Annotated in this window: 16 protein-coding genes; 8 read left to right on the top strand and 8 right to left on the bottom strand. The window is 62.9% G+C overall.

Annotation, left to right across the window (positions count from 1 at the left end; genetic code table 11):
- Positions 1–30 precede the first annotated feature (30 nt).
- Positions 31–558: a SixA phosphatase family protein gene (locus P8Q88_RS11155; RefSeq protein WP_278323906.1), complete on the bottom strand. Its 528-nt coding sequence runs from the start codon at positions 556–558 to the stop codon at positions 31–33.
- Positions 555–3,299 (bottom strand): ATP-dependent DNA helicase, encoded by a 2,745-nt coding sequence (locus P8Q88_RS11150; RefSeq protein WP_278323905.1) that lies wholly within the window; start codon positions 3,297–3,299, stop codon positions 555–557. Before P8Q88_RS11150 ends, P8Q88_RS11155 begins: the two co-directional genes overlap by 4 nt.
- A gap of 173 nt (positions 3,300–3,472) precedes the next feature.
- On the opposite strand from P8Q88_RS11150, the gene P8Q88_RS11145 reads away from it, so the two are divergent.
- The 3 genes from P8Q88_RS11145 (at position 3,473) to P8Q88_RS11135 (ending at position 7,216) form a co-directional block, all read left to right on the top strand.
- Positions 3,473–4,036, top strand: coding sequence for a hypothetical protein (locus P8Q88_RS11145; RefSeq protein WP_278323904.1), 564 nt, complete (start codon positions 3,473–3,475; stop codon positions 4,034–4,036).
- A 286-nt stretch (positions 4,037–4,322) separates the two neighbouring features.
- Complete coding sequence (locus tag P8Q88_RS11140) at positions 4,323–5,948, top strand: lysine--tRNA ligase (RefSeq protein WP_278323903.1); 1,626 nt, start codon at positions 4,323–4,325, stop codon at positions 5,946–5,948.
- Between the two features lie 143 nt (positions 5,949–6,091).
- Positions 6,092–7,216 (top strand): PAS domain-containing protein, encoded by a 1,125-nt coding sequence (locus P8Q88_RS11135; RefSeq protein ID WP_278323902.1) that lies wholly within the window; start codon positions 6,092–6,094, stop codon positions 7,214–7,216.
- Between the two features lie 12 nt (positions 7,217–7,228).
- Here the strand turns inward: P8Q88_RS11135 and P8Q88_RS11130 are convergent, their stop codons facing one another.
- Positions 7,229–7,897 carry a prolyl hydroxylase family protein gene (locus P8Q88_RS11130; RefSeq protein WP_278323901.1) on the bottom strand — a complete coding sequence of 223 codons (669 nt, stop codon included), beginning with the start codon at positions 7,895–7,897 and terminating at the stop codon, positions 7,229–7,231.
- 98 nt (positions 7,898–7,995) lie between these two features.
- Here P8Q88_RS11130 and P8Q88_RS11125 point away from each other — a divergent pair, with 98 nt between their 5' ends.
- Positions 7,996–8,550, top strand: coding sequence for a cytochrome b (locus P8Q88_RS11125; RefSeq protein ID WP_278323900.1), 555 nt, complete (start codon positions 7,996–7,998; stop codon positions 8,548–8,550).
- A gap of 87 nt (positions 8,551–8,637) precedes the next feature.
- Here the strand turns inward: P8Q88_RS11125 and P8Q88_RS11120 are convergent, their stop codons facing one another.
- Entirely contained in the window at positions 8,638–9,630 is a 993-nt protein-coding gene (locus P8Q88_RS11120; protein ID WP_278323899.1) for an RcnB family protein, read from the bottom strand.
- A 186-nt stretch (positions 9,631–9,816) separates the two neighbouring features.
- Here P8Q88_RS11120 and P8Q88_RS11115 point away from each other — a divergent pair, with 186 nt between their 5' ends.
- Together P8Q88_RS11115 and P8Q88_RS11110 are read left to right on the top strand one after the other, a co-directional pair.
- On the top strand, positions 9,817–10,386 hold the full coding sequence (locus P8Q88_RS11115; protein ID WP_278323898.1) for a PNPOx family protein: 570 nt from the start codon (positions 9,817–9,819) through the stop codon (positions 10,384–10,386).
- A 262-nt stretch (positions 10,387–10,648) separates the two neighbouring features.
- The gene (locus P8Q88_RS11110; RefSeq protein ID WP_278323897.1) at positions 10,649–11,536 is read left to right on the top strand and encodes an OmpA family protein; all 888 of its coding nucleotides are present in this window, start codon (positions 10,649–10,651) and stop codon (positions 11,534–11,536) included.
- A 79-nt stretch (positions 11,537–11,615) separates the two neighbouring features.
- Here the strand turns inward: P8Q88_RS11110 and P8Q88_RS11105 are convergent, their stop codons facing one another.
- Together P8Q88_RS11105 and P8Q88_RS11100 are read right to left on the bottom strand one after the other, a co-directional pair.
- Positions 11,616–13,433, bottom strand: coding sequence for a sensor domain-containing diguanylate cyclase (locus P8Q88_RS11105; protein WP_278323896.1), 1,818 nt, complete (start codon positions 13,431–13,433; stop codon positions 11,616–11,618).
- Positions 13,434–13,561: 128 nt separating this feature from the next.
- Entirely contained in the window at positions 13,562–13,999 is a 438-nt protein-coding gene (locus P8Q88_RS11100) for an FKBP-type peptidyl-prolyl cis-trans isomerase (RefSeq protein WP_278323895.1), read from the bottom strand.
- A gap of 172 nt (positions 14,000–14,171) precedes the next feature.
- Between P8Q88_RS11100 and P8Q88_RS11095 the strand changes: the two genes are divergently transcribed.
- Both P8Q88_RS11095 and P8Q88_RS11090 read left to right on the top strand, forming a co-directional pair.
- On the top strand, positions 14,172–14,453 hold the full coding sequence (locus P8Q88_RS11095; protein ID WP_278323894.1) for a type II toxin-antitoxin system RelE/ParE family toxin: 282 nt from the start codon (positions 14,172–14,174) through the stop codon (positions 14,451–14,453).
- Positions 14,453–14,755, top strand: coding sequence for a HigA family addiction module antitoxin (locus P8Q88_RS11090; RefSeq protein ID WP_278323893.1), 303 nt, complete (start codon positions 14,453–14,455; stop codon positions 14,753–14,755). Before P8Q88_RS11095 ends, P8Q88_RS11090 begins: the two co-directional genes overlap by 1 nt.
- 120 nt (positions 14,756–14,875) lie before the next feature.
- Here P8Q88_RS11090 and P8Q88_RS11085 read toward each other — a convergent pair whose 3' ends face one another.
- Both P8Q88_RS11085 and ettA read right to left on the bottom strand, forming a co-directional pair.
- Positions 14,876–15,349, bottom strand: coding sequence for a hypothetical protein (locus P8Q88_RS11085; protein WP_278323892.1), 474 nt, complete (start codon positions 15,347–15,349; stop codon positions 14,876–14,878).
- Complete coding sequence (ettA, locus tag P8Q88_RS11080) at positions 15,349–17,022, bottom strand: energy-dependent translational throttle protein EttA (protein ID WP_278323891.1); 1,674 nt, start codon at positions 17,020–17,022, stop codon at positions 15,349–15,351. Before ettA ends, P8Q88_RS11085 begins: the two co-directional genes overlap by 1 nt.
- Positions 17,023–17,298 lie beyond the last annotated feature (276 nt).

Here is a 17,298-nt window from a genome sequence, read left to right as displayed (position 1 = left end):
AGCCGTGCTATCCTTGCTGCAAGCTGACGGTCAGTATTCCGGCCCCAGATCCTCGTCGAGATCCCGCGGCCGGGCGAAATGGACCAGCGTCCCGCAGCCGTCGCGCAGGTCCGACCAGCTGTCGATATCGAGCTCGTAGACCGCATAGGCCGCGGTGGGGAATTTCACCTTCGCCTCGTCATACTGCGCGTTCTCGTTCTTGGGCGGTACGAGTTCGAACAGCATATCGCCGAGGCCGGGATTGTGGCCCGAAAGCAGCACCATATCGGCATCGCCGCCGCAGTCGCGCAGGACGTCCATGATCGTGTCGGTCCCGGCGAGATACAGGCGTTCGTCCCATTTCGCCTCGAGACCTGGCAGAGCGTCGGCCAGCGTCAGCTTCACTCGCTCGGCGGGGCTGGCGATCAGCTTGTCCCATTTCACGCCATGCTGGCGGATATGTTCGCCGATCACCTTGGCGCCGCGATGGCCGCGATCGTTGAGGCCTCGGTCGAAATCGCGCTTGTCATTGTCCCCCCAGTCGGATTTCGCATGGCGGAGCAGGCCGAGGATTTTCACGAGGCGTCGTTCTCCGCTGCGACTTGGGGCACATCCGTTCCAACACCCTTCGCGACGCGCTGTAAAGCCTCTTCGAGGGTCAGGCGGATGACGGGTGTGCCTTCGGGGAAGGCGGAGAGAAGGCGACTGGGGAAAGCGCTGGAGAGGACGATGAAATGGCCCGAATCGTCGCGGCTGCGGATCAGGCGGCCGAAGGCCTGCGCCAGCCGCGCGCGTATGATGCGGTCGTCGTAGCGCTTGGCGCCACCTTCCTGCTCGGCAGCGGCGGCGCGGCGGGCACGGTGGAGGATGGTCGGGCGCGGCCAGGGCACGCTTTCGAGGACGACGCAGCGCAGGCTCTCGCCAGGCACGTCGACCCCGTCGCGCAGGGCATCGGTGCCGAGCAGGCTGGCGCGCGGATCGTCACGGAAGATGTCGGTCAACGTGCCGGTGTCGATCGGGTCGACGTGTTGTGCATAGAGCGGCAGGCCCGCCCGCGCGAGCCGGTCGGCGATGCGGCCATAGACCGCGCGCATCCGGCGGATCGCGGTGAACAGGCCGAGGACCCCGCCGCCGCTCGCCTCGATGAGCCGCGCATAGGCGCCCGCCATCGCGGGAATGTCGCCCTTGCGGATATCGGTGACGATCAGCACCTCGGCGCGGTTGGCATAGTCGAACGGGCTGTCGGCCTGCGCGGTGCGCGGATTAAGTTCCAGATGCGGTGCGCCACTGGCGGCGATGGCATGCGGCCAGTCCGGCCCGCTCTCGTCGCGATCGGTCAGCGTGGCGCTGGTCATCATGAGGCCGTGCGCCGGTTCCATGACCACACGGGCGAAGGGCTTCATCGGGTCGAGCCAGTGGCGGTAGAGACCCACGTCGAATTCGCGCGCATCGTTGCGGTCGACTTGCAGCCAGTCGACGAACTCCGGGTCCGCCGGGCCGCCTAACCGCCCGAGCAGCGCTTCCCAAGCCGCGATCAGGTCGATCCGCCAGGCAAGCGAATGCCGTGCGCCCTCAATGCGCGCGCGGCCCTGCCCGTCGAGCCAATCGGGCGCGTCTTCCAGCACTGCCTCCAGTCGCCCGGCAAGTTTGAGCAAAGGCACACGGATGGCAGCCAGCGCCTGCGCCGCCGTGCCCGCCGCCTCGACCAGCTCGCCGGGCATCTGCGCAGTCTCGGTTTCGATACCGTAGCCTGCCTCCAGCCCGCTTTCGTCGCGCGCGAAGGTGGTCGCGCGGACCTGCGCCAGCAATTCCTCGACCGGGCCGATCGGCGCGCCTTCCGCCAGCCGCCCCAGCCAGCCTTCGGAGGGGAGGGCATGCGCCGCCTCGACTGCCGCTTCCACTGCCTCGCCGCCGGCATCGTCATAGCTCGCGACATCGGCCAGCCGTGCCGCCAGCCCGCGCCGCCGCCCGCGCGAATTCTTCTCCGGCCCGACGATCCAGCGGCGGAGCTCGATCGCTTCCTGCCCGGTCAGCGCAGCGGAGAAGGTCGAATCCGCTGCATCGAACACGTGATGCCCCTCGTCGAACACGATCCGCGTCGGCCGCCCGCCCTGGTCGCGCCCGCGCGCCGCATTGACCATCACCAGCGCATGGTTGGCGATCACCAGATCGGCCTGCGCGGCATTCCTCGCGCTGCGTTCGATGAAGCATTTCCGGTAATGCGGGCACCCGGCATAGACGCATTCGCCACGCTGATCGGTCAGCGCTGCGATGCCGCGCTTGCGGAACAGCGTGCCGAGCCAGCCGGGCAAATCCCCGCCGATCATATCGCCATCCTGCGTGTAGGCGGCCCAGCGCGCGACCAGATGCGCAAGGATTGCGGGCCGTCCCGCAAAACCGCCCTGCAGCGCATCCTCCAGGTTCAGCAGGCAGAGGTAATTCTCGCGCCCCTTGCGCACCACCACCGGCGGCGATCCGTCCTCGCGGGTCGCGGGCCAGGCGCGCGCGCTCTCGCGGCGCAGCTGGCGCTGGAGGTTCTTGGTATAGGTGCTCACCCACACCGTGCCGCCCGACAGCTTGGCCCAGAGCGAGGCGGGAGCGAGATAGCCCAAGGTCTTGCCGATCCCCGTGCCCGCCTGCGCCAGCAGCACATGCGGACGCTTCTCCCGGTCGCGCGGGGCGAAGACGCTGCCCGCATCGCGCGAGAACAGGCGCTGCCCCTCGCGCCGCTCGGCACCTTCGCCGGTCAGCCGCTCGAGATGCGCCTCGATTTCCGGCTCCTCGATCAGCACCTGCGCGGGCTGCGGGCGCTCGGGCGTCTCCTCCCATTCGGGAAGGCGGCTGAAGAGCCATTTCTCGGCCCGCTCGGGCTTCTTCACATGCGGGGCGAGCACACCCGCCCACGGCCAGCGCAGCCGCGCGAGCGATTGCAGCGTCGACCACGCGCCCTCGCGCTGCGCCCATTCCGCGCTCTCGCATGTCGCCACCAGCGCGCCCGCGGCTGTTTGCAGCAGCAGCGGCACCTCGGCATCGTCGCCCGGCTCCTCCAGCCCCAGCGCATGGGCGAGGCCCTTGGGCGTCGGCACGCAGAACTGGGCCGGATGGACGAACGCAAACAACTCCAGCAGGTCGAGCCCGTTCAAGTCCGGATAGCCCAGCCGGTTCGCCACCAGCGGCGCGTTCATCATCAACAGCGGCGTATCCGCCGCCGCCATCACCGCCTCACCCTTGGAACACCCCCGCGTCGCCCCGTTCGCATCGCGCAGCCAAGTTCCGGCATGGCTGGCGTGCAGGGCAGGGAGGGGGAGGGGCTGGCTCACGCAGGCGCGTTAGAACACAAACGGAACGCGGGGCAAGCGGGGTTGGAGGGATTTTCTCGGGGGTGAAGGTTGCCGCTGATGGCTCCTACCGTCCGCTTTCGGGCGCTGCGCGAAGAACGAATAATGTCCGATTATGGGTGGAAAGCAGTCATTCGAGATAATATGCTTCACTCATGCAGTTAGCGAAATTGCTCGTTATCATGGGCGCTTCATTTACCATCTCGTCTTGTGGCCAGTCCTTAGGCAATTATGAAGTTGAAGCTGTGACGCTAACTGGCGAAGCACCGATGCCGGAAGGTGGTCGCGCGCCAAGTTATGGACGCTATCTCAAGATTGAGCTTTCGTCGGAGACAAGCCTTACCGCGATCTCAGATCAAATCGATGGCGTTTATGCACATGCCGACTTTTGCCCATTCTCGGACCCTTATTTTATAACGACATTTGGGCCATTTAGCAGTCACGACGCTGATCTAGGTGTGCCAAGTTTCGCTGAACCTCTGGTGCGTGGATCGGACGGCAAGTTTCACTACAATGTCTATATTGTCCCGAACCATCCAATGCCGGATATCGAATATAGCCGAGCTGCGAGCGCTCGAGAGAACTACGACCTTCGATCTGGCAGCCGTGACATTTGTCTCAGATTCGATGCACCGGGCTACGATATTATAAAATCAAGATCTGAGACGGTCCGGATACCTTACAAGAAAATCTCAGAGGCTTTGTCGTCTGATTTGTGAGCGCGACGGAAGTGTCCGCAATCGGGTCGTTAGCGGAAAGGCTGCTTTTAGCGGGAAAATGAGAGTTCTGTCCTACAAAACTCTTTCGCGATAACTCCCGTCAAATGCCGCCCCACCACTCCCTCGCTCTCCACCCAAATCCCACTCCCCAAACCACGCCGCAGCTTTTTCCGCCCAGGACTGTGGTCCATGCGGTCCATGTGACTGGAGTAACCCGGTGCCGCTCCAACAGGCGTCCAACACTTCGCACTTGCGAAAGGGGCACGCAGCGGCGAAGGGTTCGAGCATGAGCATGACCGATCTGATCGAAGCCGCCCGCGTGTCCAAGGCCTGGCCGTTCCAGGAGGCGCAGCGGCTGCTCAAGCGCTATCCCGATGGCGCGAAACCCGATGGCAGCCCGGTGCTGTTCGAAACCGGCTATGGCCCCAGCGGCCTGCCGCATATCGGCACCTTCCAGGAAGTGCTGCGCACCACGCTGGTCCGCCGCGCGTTCGAGGCGATGATCGGCGCGAAGCCCGAGGACGGCAGGACCCGCCTCGTCGCCTTCAGTGATGACATGGACGGCCTGCGCAAGGTGCCCGATAACGTGCCGAACAAGGCGCTGCTCGAGGCGAATTTGCACTTGCCGCTCAGCCGCGTGCCCGATCCGTTCGAAAAGGGGCACGAAAGCTTCGCGGCGCACAACAATGCGAAGCTGCGCGAGTTCCTCGACCGCTTCGACTTCGACTACGAGTTCATCGCGTCGAACGACATGTACAATTCCGGCCGCTTCGACGATGCGCTGCGGCAGGTGCTGCGCAAGAACCAGGACATCCTCGACATCATGCTGCCCACGCTGCGCGAGGAGCGGCGGCAGACCTATTCGCCAGTGCTGCCGATCAGTCCGTCGACCGGCCGCGTGCTGCAGGTGCCGGTGGAGGTCGTCGATGCCGAGGCCGGCATGATCCGCTTCACCGAAGAGGACGGCACCGTGGTGGAGCAGTCCGCGCTCGGCGGCATGTCCAAGCTGCAGTGGAAGGTCGACTGGGCGATGCGGTGGTACGCGCTCGGCGTCGATTACGAGATGTACGGCAAGGACCTGACCGACAGCGGCGTGCAGTCGGGCAAGATCGTCAAGGTGCTGGGTGGGCGCAAGCCGGAGGGGCTGATCTACGAGATGTTCCTCGACCAGAACGGCGAGAAGATCTCGAAGTCCAAGGGCAACGGCCTCTCGATCGAGGAATGGCTGCAATATGGCAGCGAGGAGAGCCTGGGCTTCTACATCTTCCCGAACCCGAAGAGCGCCAAGCAGCTGCATGTCGGTGTGATCCCGCGCGCGGTGGACGATTACTGGAGCTTCCGCGAGCGGCTGGCCGAACAGGAGCTCGACAAGCAGCTCGGCAATCCTGCCTGGCACCTCCTGCGCGCCAATGGCGGCTACACGGCCGAGGAAGCGCCGGGCGCGGGCGACAGCCTGCCGGTGACCTATGGCCTGTTGCTGAATCTTGCCAGCGTGCTGGGGGCCGAAGCGACCGTGCCGAACCTGCGCGACTATCTCGAAAGCTACATCGGGGAGGGCAAGGTGACGCCCGAGCTGGAAGTGCTGATCGAGACGGCGGTCAACTACACCCGCGACTACATCGCGCCGACGCTGGTCAAGCGCGCCCCGACGCCGAACGAGGCCGAAGCGCTGAAGGCGCTCGACGCCTATCTCGCCGAGGCACCCGCCGATGCGAGCGCTGAGGACCTGCAGACCGAGGTCTACGAGATCGGCAAACGCGAAGAGTACGGCTTCGAGAACCTGCGCGACTGGTTCAAGGCGCTCTACCAGACGCTGCTTGGCAGCGATCAGGGGCCGCGCATGGGCAGCTTCATCGCGCTCTACGGCGTCGAGAACAGCCGCAAGCTGATCGCCGAGGCACTGGCGCGGTGATTTAAATACGCGTTTCATTCAAGGACTTGGTAATTTTCGGCCTGAAACGGGCCGAATAGCTGCCAATTTTTGCTTGAAATGCGCGCGCCTGCGCGTCAGATTTTCGGTGGAATCGTGTCACATCGAAGGGAAGGGAAACCGCCATGGGTCGCACCGTGGGCGAGGATGGGGAGCCGATCGCTCCGTCCGAAAATCTCGACGAAGCAGCGCGCGCCGCGGTCCAGGACGCGCTGGCTGTCAGCAATCTTTCGGATTTGCGGATCGGGGCGCGCCAGCTGTTCCTGCAAACCACCGAACAGACGCGCATGGCGGTGAGCCTGGCCGATCCCCATCAGGAAGATTGTCCGCTGGTCTATGTCAACCAGGCTTTCCTGAATCTGACCGGATACGCGCGCGAAGACCTGATCGGCCGCAACTGCCGGTTCTTGCAAGGGCGCGGAACGAAGCCCTCTGCAATCTCCCGACTTCGGACAGCACTCGAGAAAGAAGAGTATGCGGTCGTCGACATACTCAACTATCGCAAGGACGGTTCGGCATTCTGGAATGCAGTCCACGTGGGGCCGATCTACGACGAGGACGGCAAGCTCGCCTACTACTTCGGCTCTCAATGGGACATCACCGAGCTGCTCGCTGCTCGGGAGACGATCGTGGAGAACGAACGGATCGCTGCCGAGCTTCGCCATCGCACAGACAATCTGTTCGGCGTGCTCAGCGCGATCGTCCGGCTATCGTCGCGCGGGGCGCAGGATGCTGCCGCCCTGTCGGAAAAGATCGAACGACGGATCGAGGCACTGGCCAGTGCGCATAAGGTATCGCTGTCCGGCGAAGGTCTCGACGACGGACGCACGAACCTGGCGTCGCTCGCCGAAGCAGTCATGCGGCCCTATAGAAACTCGCATGCGGAGCGCATCCTGATCGCAGGCGAACTGGTGGAGCTGCCGCGCAAGTTCGTGACGCCTATCGGGCTCACCCTGCATGAACTGGCCACCAATGCGCTCAAATATGGCGCACTGGCACAGAATGACGGTCGGGTAGAGATCGACTGGGTGCCGGGATCGAACGGCTTCCTCGAAATCCACTGGATCGAACATCTCGGCATCGCCGGCGCAAGCAAGGCCATCGAACCGGACAACGATCGGCAGGGCTCGGGCCAGCGCCTGATCGAAGGCGTCATTCGGGGGATCGGCGGACGGGTCGAAACACGGTTTGAGGCGGATGGACTGCGGGCAACGATTCTGGTCCCGCAACCGGTCCCAGTGGTCGCCTGAAGACGAATCGACTCAGTCGTGCTTGCGCGTGCGGTACCACTTGGTCAGCACGTATTTCGAACCCCTGACCACGGGTGTGCCGGCGTGCAGTGTATCCTCGTTCGGCTCGCCATCGGGGGTCGCATTGTTCCAGACCAGCAGGACACCCGGCTTGGGTTCGATGGATGCGCCGACTTCGACGAAATGCGTGTGCCCACCTTCTTCCACGGTGTTCAGGAACGCCATCGCCGTCCAGCAGCGCTGCCCACCGCGCTTGCGCTCCAGTTTCCAATACTCCTGGTCGGTATAGAACCAGTCGTTGTGGGGCTTGAATTCCTGTCCCGGCAGGTAGCGCTGGCCCTGAATGCGCTCACCGGTCGCGGCATTCAGCCCGAGCAGATCGTCGATGCGGCGCGAGATCATCTTAACGAAGGGATCGTGCGGGTCGAAATTGCCCGAGTAGGATGTCCGGAACTTCGCGACATAGGCGGTTTCATGCAACTCGCTGGGCTGTGCGACCCGATCGATCATTTCGATCAGGCGCTGGCACTCGTCCGCGCTGAGGAAGTCGCCGATGGCGAAGATCTCGGCCTTGTCGGTCGGGACCTTGTAGGCTTGCGGGTCGGCCTCGAGCCGTTTGCGCACCTGCGCCCCAACGCGCTTGAGGGCGCCTTGATCTGGGATGGTGGCCATCTTCGTCATGAGTCTGTGTTAGCAATCGCTGCCAAGGCTTCAAGTATTGCGCTTGCTCCGATGTCGTGACGCGCTAGATTCGCGCGACACTTCTCGGGGAGAGCGAAATGGCCGATGCGAAGCAGAAGCGCTATTCGATCGGGGCGATGATCTTTCACTGGACCATCGCCGTGGCAGTTATCTGGAACTGGCGGCTTGCCGAAAATGCCGAAAATGCAGACAGGGCGGAAGCCATGGCCATCTTCGCCGACCACAAGGCGCTAGGTATCGCGATCCTCGTCCTGACTATCGGCCGCCTGCTCTGGCGCTGGACGCATCCGGTGCCGCCGCTTCCGTCCGATCTGGAGAGCTGGGAGAAGACGCTGGCGCGCACCGTCCACGTTATCTTCTACATCCTGCTGATCGGACTTCCGCTGGGCGGCTGGCTGGCGAATTCGCTGAACGGCCGCGAGATCGATTTCTTCGGGCTGTTTACGATCCCCGCTCTCCCGGTCGGCGAGGACAAGGATCTGGGCGAAACGATCTTCGAAGCGCATGCAACCGGCGGATCGATCTTCATCTATCTGATCGCGCTGCATATTCTCGGAGCGCTCAAGCACACCTTCTTCGACAAGAGCGGCGGAATCTTCCGCATGCTACCTTTCGGCAAGGTGCCGGGCTGACCTGATGCCGTAAAAAGACCCCCGCCGATCGCTCGGCGGGGGTGCGTTGCCCTCCGGACCACTCTCACGCCAGTGGGCAAAGACGATTTACCAGAAGAAGTCGTGGATCACGTCGACCACTTCGCCGCTGTAGATATCGACCAGCAGCACGTCGTCGTAATAGCGTACCCAGCGATAGGGGCCGTACACCTCGGGCAGGCGATAGCGCCAGGGATCGTTGATCCAGTAGCGACTGCCGAAGAACAGGCTGCCCAGGCGGAACCCGATGTTCAGGCGGCGATAGCGATAGTCGCGATAGGGAGCGTAGTACCGACCCAGCCGATAGAGGCTGCGGTTGTTGTAGCGGTGGCCGTACCAATCGTAGCGCCGATTGTCGCGCCAGCGACGGTGGTCCCACCGGTCGTAATTGTGCCAGCGACGTCCGTCGTAATAGCGCGCACGGCGATTGGCATCGCGATATCCGTCACGATAGGCGTCGCGGCGAATGCTGCGGTCCTCCCAGCGATCACGCCGCTGTTCGGTGTGACGTCCGTCGCGATAGCCATCACGATAGGTACGATTGCGATCGGCGCGGTAGGTACGGTTGCTTTCGCGCTCACGCCACTGGCCGCGGCGGTCCTCGCGCCGTTCGACGCGCCGATCCTCGCGGCGTTCGACACGACGATCCTGACGCCGCTCCGCACGGCGTTCCGCCCGATCCTCGTTCACGCGACGCTCGATCCTTCGCTCGAAGCGATCGCCAAAATCATTGCGTTCGCGTGCACCGCTCAGACGGCCACCTTCATTGCCATAGCCGCTGCCCTGACGGCGCAAGTCCTGACGAACCTCGCGGCGTTCCTGGCGCGCTTCGCGGCGATCCTGTCGGTTGGCGCCGCGGTCCTGACGCGCTTCACGGCGGTTCTGGCGAGCTTCGCCGCGATTTCCGCCTCGATCCTGTCGCGCCTGCCGATCTCCTCGGTCACCACGTTCCGCGCGTTCCCGGCGGTCCTGTGCCTGAACATCGGTCGGCAATGCGGTCACCGTCATCGCCGCCGCCAGGGCGCCGAGTGCGCTTCCTTTCAACAGTTTGGTCAAAGTCATGGAGCGTATCCTTTTGCCTGGACTAGCCGCTCCACCACCTGCGGCCATATGTCGCTGAGGAACTTTCTATCACATCGGCCTGACGTCAATCTGAACCGGACACTACGGCATTCGTTCATCTTTGCAGCCTCTCGGATTAACGCATAAAGCCTTGGCACGAACGACTCAGGCCGCCAATGCATTGCGATGCTCGAGGACCTCAATGCCATTCGCGCCGATATTTCCCGTCGGCTGATACAGGGCGCTTCCGACCGGCGGTCGCCGGTCCACACGCCGGTAGTCGCAACTGCCGATGCCGATGCACGTGTGATGGTGTTGCGAGCGTTCGATCCTGCAATGTGGACCTTGCGCTTTCATACCGATGCCCGGTCGCCGAAGGTCGCGGTAGTCGATGCCGATCCGCGCATTGGCGTTCTTGCCTACGATCGCGAAGCCAAGGTGCAGCTTCGCTTGCGGGGCAGGGGCCGGATCGAGCGCTCGGGAGACATCGTCGATGCAGCCTGGGAAAACAGCACGAATTTCGCACGGCGCTGTTATCTCGGTTCGGGGCCGGGCGAAATATCTCAGGGTCCGACCAGCGGGCTTCCGAGCGATTATGAGGGCACCGAGCCGCCGGAAGAAGAGCTGGTACCGGCACGAGAGAATTTCGCGCTTCTGCTGATCGAGATCGAGGAAGCCGATTGGTTCAGCCTCGCCCATTCCGGGCACCGCAGGGCTCTTTTCATTGGTGACAAGGGGCGCTGGATTTCGCCTTGAGACGTGAGCGGGCATCATCCACCTAAACGGCTCATCGCAAGCCGACCTCTTGCCGTCCCTCGATGGGACAGTATCTGTCATGCCATTAATGTGTCAGCAATGCGGCAGGGTGCTTGCGGCGTCGAGCGATGGTTTCGTCAGGGGAGAAACCACGCAGGATCGCAACTGAAATCGGGGGTCTCGGCAACCGGCCCAGTCACCATGGGCGGCGCTGGCTTTTGCTATTCGTACGGCCGGATGTCGAAGCTAAGGAGTTTGAATTATGAACATTGCACCCGCAAAGGCCGCGCGCCTTGCGACCATCGCCCTGTTGACGCTTCCCGTCGCCGGCACCCTCTCGGCCCAGGAAATCGAACCTACACAGGACGGCGAAGTCCTGACGACTGTCTATGGAGCGACCCCGGTCGAAGGCCCGGACATTGACGGCGTAATTACGGCGCGCCGCGGCGACCAGATCCAGGTCACCAGTGCAGACGGCACCAACACCGTCATCACGGTTGAGCCAGATACCGAAATCCGCGGCACCGGCGGATTCCTCGGCCTCGGCCGGACCACGCTGGGCATGGAAGACCTGCTGAATGGCATCCCGGTGGAAGTCGAGACGATGCAGGCTGGAGAACTCCTGCTCGCGAGCGAGATCAAGCTGAAGAAGGGCGACCTCGAAACCGCCCAGATGATCCAAGCCGGGACCGCCCAGAAGTTTGCCGAACAGCGCTTCGACATCGATGCCAACACCGCCGCTGCCGAAGCGCTCCGCGGTCGGATGGGCAATATCGACAATTACAATATCAAGGGCACCACCAACGTCTATTTCGACACCGGCAAATGGGCTGTGAACGCTGGCGACCGGGCCGAGCTTTGTCAGGCCGCCAGCCAGGCCGAAACGATGGACAATGCCCTGCTTCTCGTCGTCGGCTACACCGATTCGGTCGGCGATCAGGACTACAACCAGACACTGAGCGAAAAGCGCGCGGCGCGCGTCGTGAATATCCTGCAGCAGGAATGCGGCTGGAAGCCCTGGCGCATGCTGACCCCGACCGGCTTTGCCGAAGCGGACCCTGCAGCGGACAACTCGACTGCCGAAGGCCGTCGCCAGAATCGCCGCGTATCGGTCAACATCCTGGTCAGCAAGGCAGCCGAAGAAGGCTAATCGTCCTTGCGATGAAAAACGAAAAGGGGCGGGCTGCGGCTCGCCCCTTTTTTGCGCTCGGGAGATCTAACCGGGCTGGCTAGGCGTCGATGCTTTCGTCGATGTCTTCGCCGTAGATGACAGTCTGCGCACGGCCCGAGCCCTTCGCATGGTAGAGCGCGATATCGGCGGCCTTCAGCAGGCTCGAATCGTTCAGTCCGGGTCGCAATTCGGCAACGCCCACGCTCATTGTCACGCGCTCGCCCTGTCCGAAAGGCAGGGGCAGATTGGCAAGGTGGCGGCCGATGTCTTCGCAGGTTTCGGCCAGCTCCTGTGCAGTCGCTCCGGGTGCGAGAGCAAGGAATTCCTCCCCGCCAAGCCGGCCCAGTTTGCGGCCTGGCCCCAATCGCTCGCCGATCATGCGGCAGAAGAGCTTGAGCGTCTTGTCGCCGGCATCGTGCCCGAAGCGGTCGTTGATCGTCTTGAAATGATCGATGTCGAACAATGCGACGGCGAGAAGCTCCTCACGCGAGGCGGCGTGAAACACCATGTCCGCCAGATCGCCGAGTATGCGGCGGCGATTGGCAATGCCGGTCAGATAGTCTGTCTCTGCCAGATGGCGCACCTCGGCGGCTTCCTTCTCCGCGCGCAGCTGGGCGAGGCGCAGTTGTCGCATGGTTTCCGCACGCTCGCTAACGTCCATGATGGTGCCGAAAAGAGAGGTCGCGCTGCCGTCGGGGGCCATCTCTACCTCGCCGCGACATTCGACATGCATCGGTGCCGGATCATTGCCCGCAACCTGCGCTTCGAACACAAAGGGTATCCCGTGCTGCTGGGCTTGCGCGATGAGGCCGTGAACGCGCACGCGGTCCTTCTCATGCAGGAGCGCGACGGTCGCATCGATGCTGTCGGGCAGGTCGCGCATGCCGATCATCCGGCGGGCTTCCTTCGACCAGTGAAATGTCTCGGCCAGCACGTCATAGCGCCAGTGGCCCATCTTCGCCGCCCGCTCCGCAGCCTCGAGCAACCGCTTGTTGGTCTCGGACACCAGCAGGTCCCGCTTGCGCAGGGCAAGCACGAGTGCCACCGGCATGGCCGATACCAGCAGGCTGAGCACATATAGCTGGAAGAAAACGACCCGATCCTCGACATCGGAAACGAAAACCGAGATTGGCCCGATATCCGAAACGGTGAGGATCGATCCGATCGCGACCACCACAAGGATCGCAAGCGAAGTGCCGCTCAGTCCCAGGACGGCGGTCGCGACGGAGATCGCGACCATTGGCAGGAACAGCAGCGGATAATCGGACTGGGCAAAGGCGGTGGCGGTCAGCAGGCCGACGATCAGCAAGACCCACAGCGTGCGTAGCGACAGCAGATGCCGCATGGCCTGCTGGTCCTGCGCTATGAACAGAATGACCGGCGTCACGATGAGCATGCCGAGCGTGACCGTGCTTGCCCAGGACCACAGGAATACAGGATCGGGGTTGAGCGACAGGAGCCCCGCCATCACCGCGCTGATCGCCCCTGCAAGCAAGGCAGCGCCGGCAAAGCGCAGCAGATTTACCGGATCGCGCAGCGCACGCGCCGCCGAGCCCGCGCCGCCCATCAGGAAAAACACGAGCCAGCCTTCGATCAGATTGGCGGCAGTGAAGCCGATGCTCGCAAAAAGGCCGACGCCGCTACCGAAATTCGCGAAGAAGCTGGCAATGCCGATCCCGACGGTGGCGAGAATGCGGCCGCGATGGGCGAGATGGAGCAGGGCGGCCACGAAAATGCCGCTCGAGGGCCAGACTGCGGCGATCCCGTCGGCCCCCTGGGTCAGCCCGAGAGCAATCTGGGCGCAGACGAACCATGCCAGGCTGTAAAGCGCCGGCACGACGAATTCCCTCAAACCCGGCTTGCGCCACGATCCCATCGATACTCCCCCACGAGCAAGGCGCTCATCCTTCGGGAAGAGCGCCTTATTGCGTGTCTAGCGCATCTTTGGGTTTTCCACAATCGTGAGCGAAAGGGGCCGGTTCTCGACCCCCGTCGCACCGCCGATCAGGCGGCCTGCTTGATGTCGCGAAGGGTAAGGTCGAAGGTCACGTCCTCGCCTGCGAGCGGGTGATTGCCGTCGGCCTTCACCTGCTCTTCGCCCACTTCGAGGATGTAGAGCGTCATCGGCTGGCCGTCGGGCGTTTGCGCCTGCATGGCCATGCCCGGCTGCGGAGCCGGGTCTGCGGGAAGGTTGGCGCGCGGGATGTCGATCACCAGCTCCTCGCGGCGCGGGCCGAAGGCATTGTCGCTGTCGATGGAGACGGTCTGGCTGTCGCCGACCTTCATCCCGGTCAGCGCTTCCTCGATCGCCGGGAAGATCTGCCCTGCGCCAAGCTGGACCGTCTGCGGGCCGACCTGCGAAGTGTTGCCGATTTCCTGCCCGTCGCCGCGCTTGAGGACGTAGTCGATGGTCACGGTGTCGCCGTTGCTGGGTGTCGTCATGGTATTCCTTTGGATTTCGTGTTCGCGGCGCGAGGGATGCGCCGTCGGGAAATGCGCCCGCTTTTCGAGCGCGTTGCCCGCTATTGTGTCAAACCGGGGTGGGGGGAGTCAAACGCAGCGAAGCGTCATGCGACACTTGACAGGCGTGGTGTCAAGCGATACATGACGCTCGATGGAAATCGAGAGCATACGGCACAAGGCTCTGCGGCGTTTCGTGGAGACCGGCAAGGCCAAGGGTGTGATCGAGCCGGTCCGGATGGCGCGCATTCTGGAATTCGTTGTCGCGGCCCGATCTTTCGAGCGACTGTACGAACCACCGAATTTCGGTTTCCATCCGCTGACCGGGGACCGTGCCGGAACGTTTTCCGTCACCGTCACGCGCAACTGGCGGCTGACATTCACCAAGGTTGACGAGAATACGATCGCCGACCTCGATCTCGAGGACTATCACTGATGGGTATCGAACTGCATCCCTCGCTTCATTCGCATGTGGGGACCTGGTTGCTGCATGAGATCGTCGAGCCGTACGATTTGAGCGTTACCGAATGCGCCGCGCATCTGGGCGTGAGCCGCCAGAACATGAGCGCGCTGCTGAACGGCCGTGCTGCCCTGTCGCCGGTGATGGCGCTGCGCTTCGAAAAGGCCTTCGGCATCAGGGCCGACACGCTACTGCGGATGCAGGTGGCGTATGATTTGGCGCAGCTAAAGCTGAATGGCGAGGAGCCCGATGTTAAGAGATTGGTGGCGGCGGGCTGACCGCGCCGTTCCATCCCTAGTCATCCCGGACTTAATCCGGCATCCCGCTTACTCTGTAGCGGCGTCTGAAAAAACTGGACTCCGGATCAAGTTCGGGGTGACGATATGTATCAGGAAAAATTACCCTCTCACTGCTGCGTCGACATCTACGCCCGCATCCACCAACCTTGTTCGAGCGATTCCGCGCAGATTTTCGTCAGTGAAGGTGTCGGGAAATCTAAGGATGATTGCTTCGGCTGTGAACTCAGCAAGCTCATATTCGAGAACCTCGTCGAATCCATCGGTACGGTTGCGAGCACAGTATTCGAGCGCTGCAATCTCGCCGTCCTTCTCGATCTTTGGCCGAAGCCTGTTCATACGCCAAACAGGTCGGCCCAATTGCTTTCTGATCCCCTCGACTGTGTAGACCATCTCCCAACAGGCTTTGGAAATGGGATCGTCGGCATCTTGAGCAGAGACCTCGACCAACCTTCGGAATGCCGCCTTGTGTACTGCGGGTGATTTGTCGCGCGCATTTTCCATCACGCGCCGAATGTCCTCAGGTGAAGTTTGGTGAACCAATCGATCGATGGCCTGCTGTTCGAACTTGTCCATCACCTAGTCAGCTTCTTATACGCCAATCGCGTCGGTCGATCCGCCGCATCACCCAGACGGCGACGCTTGTCCTCTTCGTAAGCCTCGAAGTTGCCCTCGAACCATTCGACGTGGCTGTTGCCCTCGAAGGCGAGGATGTGCGTCGCGAGGCGGTCGAGGAAGAAGCGATCGTGCGAAATGACCACGGCGCAGCCGGCGAAGTTCTCGATTGCGTCTTCCAGCGCGGCGAGGGTTTCGACGTCGAGGTCGTTGGTCGGCTCGTCCAGCAGCAGGACGTTGCCGCCCTGCTTCAGCATCTTGGCCATGTGCACGCGGTTGCGTTCGCCGCCCGACAGCTTGCCGACGTTCTTCTGCTGGTCCGCGCCCTTGAAGTTGAACGCGCCGACATAGGCACGCGTGCTCATGTCGTGGCCGTTGACCTTCATGTAATCGAGCCCGTCGGAGATTTCCTCCCAGACGTTGTTCTTCGGGTTCAGGTCGTCGCGGCTCTGGTCGACATAGCCGAGGCGCACGGTGTCGCCGATCTCGATGCTGCCGCTGTCGGGCTGTTCCTGGCCGGTGATGATCTTGAACAGCGTGGACTTGCCCGCGCCGTTCGGCCCGATCACGCCGACGATGCCGCCCGGCGGCAGCATGAAGTCGAGGTTCTCGAACAGCAGCTTGTCGCCATAGGCCTTGGTCAGGCCCTTGGCCTCGATCACCTTGCCGCCCAGGCGCTCGGGCACCTGGATGACGATCTGCGCCTTGCCGGGCTTCCGGTCCTTCTGGCTTTCCTGCAGTTCCTCGAACTTGCGGATACGCGCCTTGGACTTGGTCTGGCGCGCGGACGGCGTCTGCCGGATCCATTCAAGCTCGCGCGATAGCGCCTTCTGGCGGCCCGATTCCTCGCGGCTTTCCTGCTCGAGGCGCTTGGCCTTCTTCTCCAGGTAGGTCGAGTAATTGCCCTCGTACGGGTAGTAGCTGCCACGGTCGAGTTCGAGAATCCATTCCACCACATTGTCGAGGAAGTAGCGGTCGTGGGTGATCATCAGCACCGCGCCGGCATATTCCTTGAGGTGGTTTTCCAGCCATTCGACGCTTTCGGCATCGAGGTGGTTGGTCGGCTCGTCCAGCAGCAGGATGTCGGGCTTCTGGATCAGCAGGCGGGTGAGCGCGACGCGGCGCTTCTCGCCACCCGAAAGGTCGGTGACGGGGCTGTCGCCCGGGGGGCAGCGCAGGGCTTCCATCGCGATCTCGAGCTGGTTGTCGAGCGTCCAGCCGTCGACGGCGTCGATCTTGGTCTGCAGCTCGGCCATTTCCTCGCCCAGCGCTTCGAAATCGGCATCGGGCTCGGCCATTTCGGCCGCGATCGCATTGTAGCGTTCGACCAGCTGCGCGGTGTCCTTCGCCCCTTCGCGCACGTTTTCGAGCACGGTCTTGCTGTCATCGAGTTCCGGCTCCTGCTCGAGATAGCCAACGGTGATGTTCTCGCCCGGCCAGGCTTCGCCGGTGATGTCGGTGTCGATCCCCGCCATGATCTTGATGAGGGTCGACTTGCCCGCGCCGTTCGGCCCGACGATGCCGATCTTCGCCCCGCGATAGAATTGCAGGTTGATATTGTTCAGCACCGGCTTCTGCGCGCCGGGGAAGGTCTTCGTCATGTTCTTCATGACATAGGCGTATTGCGCGGCCATCGGGCGGGTCCTTCGTAAGCAAGAGATGAAAAAGCGGGCTGCGGCGCGCCCGGCAGGTCTGTGCGCCAGATAGGGGCGAGGGCGCGCTGGGGCAAGCATGTTGGGGCGGTGTCGGGCGTGGTCGACCGCATGCGATGGGGTCTCGCGCTGCCGAAACCGGTCGTCCCGCTGCTTTACTGGTTCGGATCGGAGGCTTTGTGCGCGTGTTTCCAGCATTTGGTGAGGACTTATTAAGCAAACTTCTCTAGGGCTTAATTGCACAAGGGGGTCCTACGA

This window comes from Qipengyuania marincola (genome assembly GCF_029688625.1).
Lineage (GTDB): Bacteria > Pseudomonadota > Alphaproteobacteria > Sphingomonadales > Sphingomonadaceae > Qipengyuania.
The sequence above is the reverse complement of the archived record's forward strand: the minus strand, read 5'-3'. Positions and strand labels throughout refer to the sequence as shown.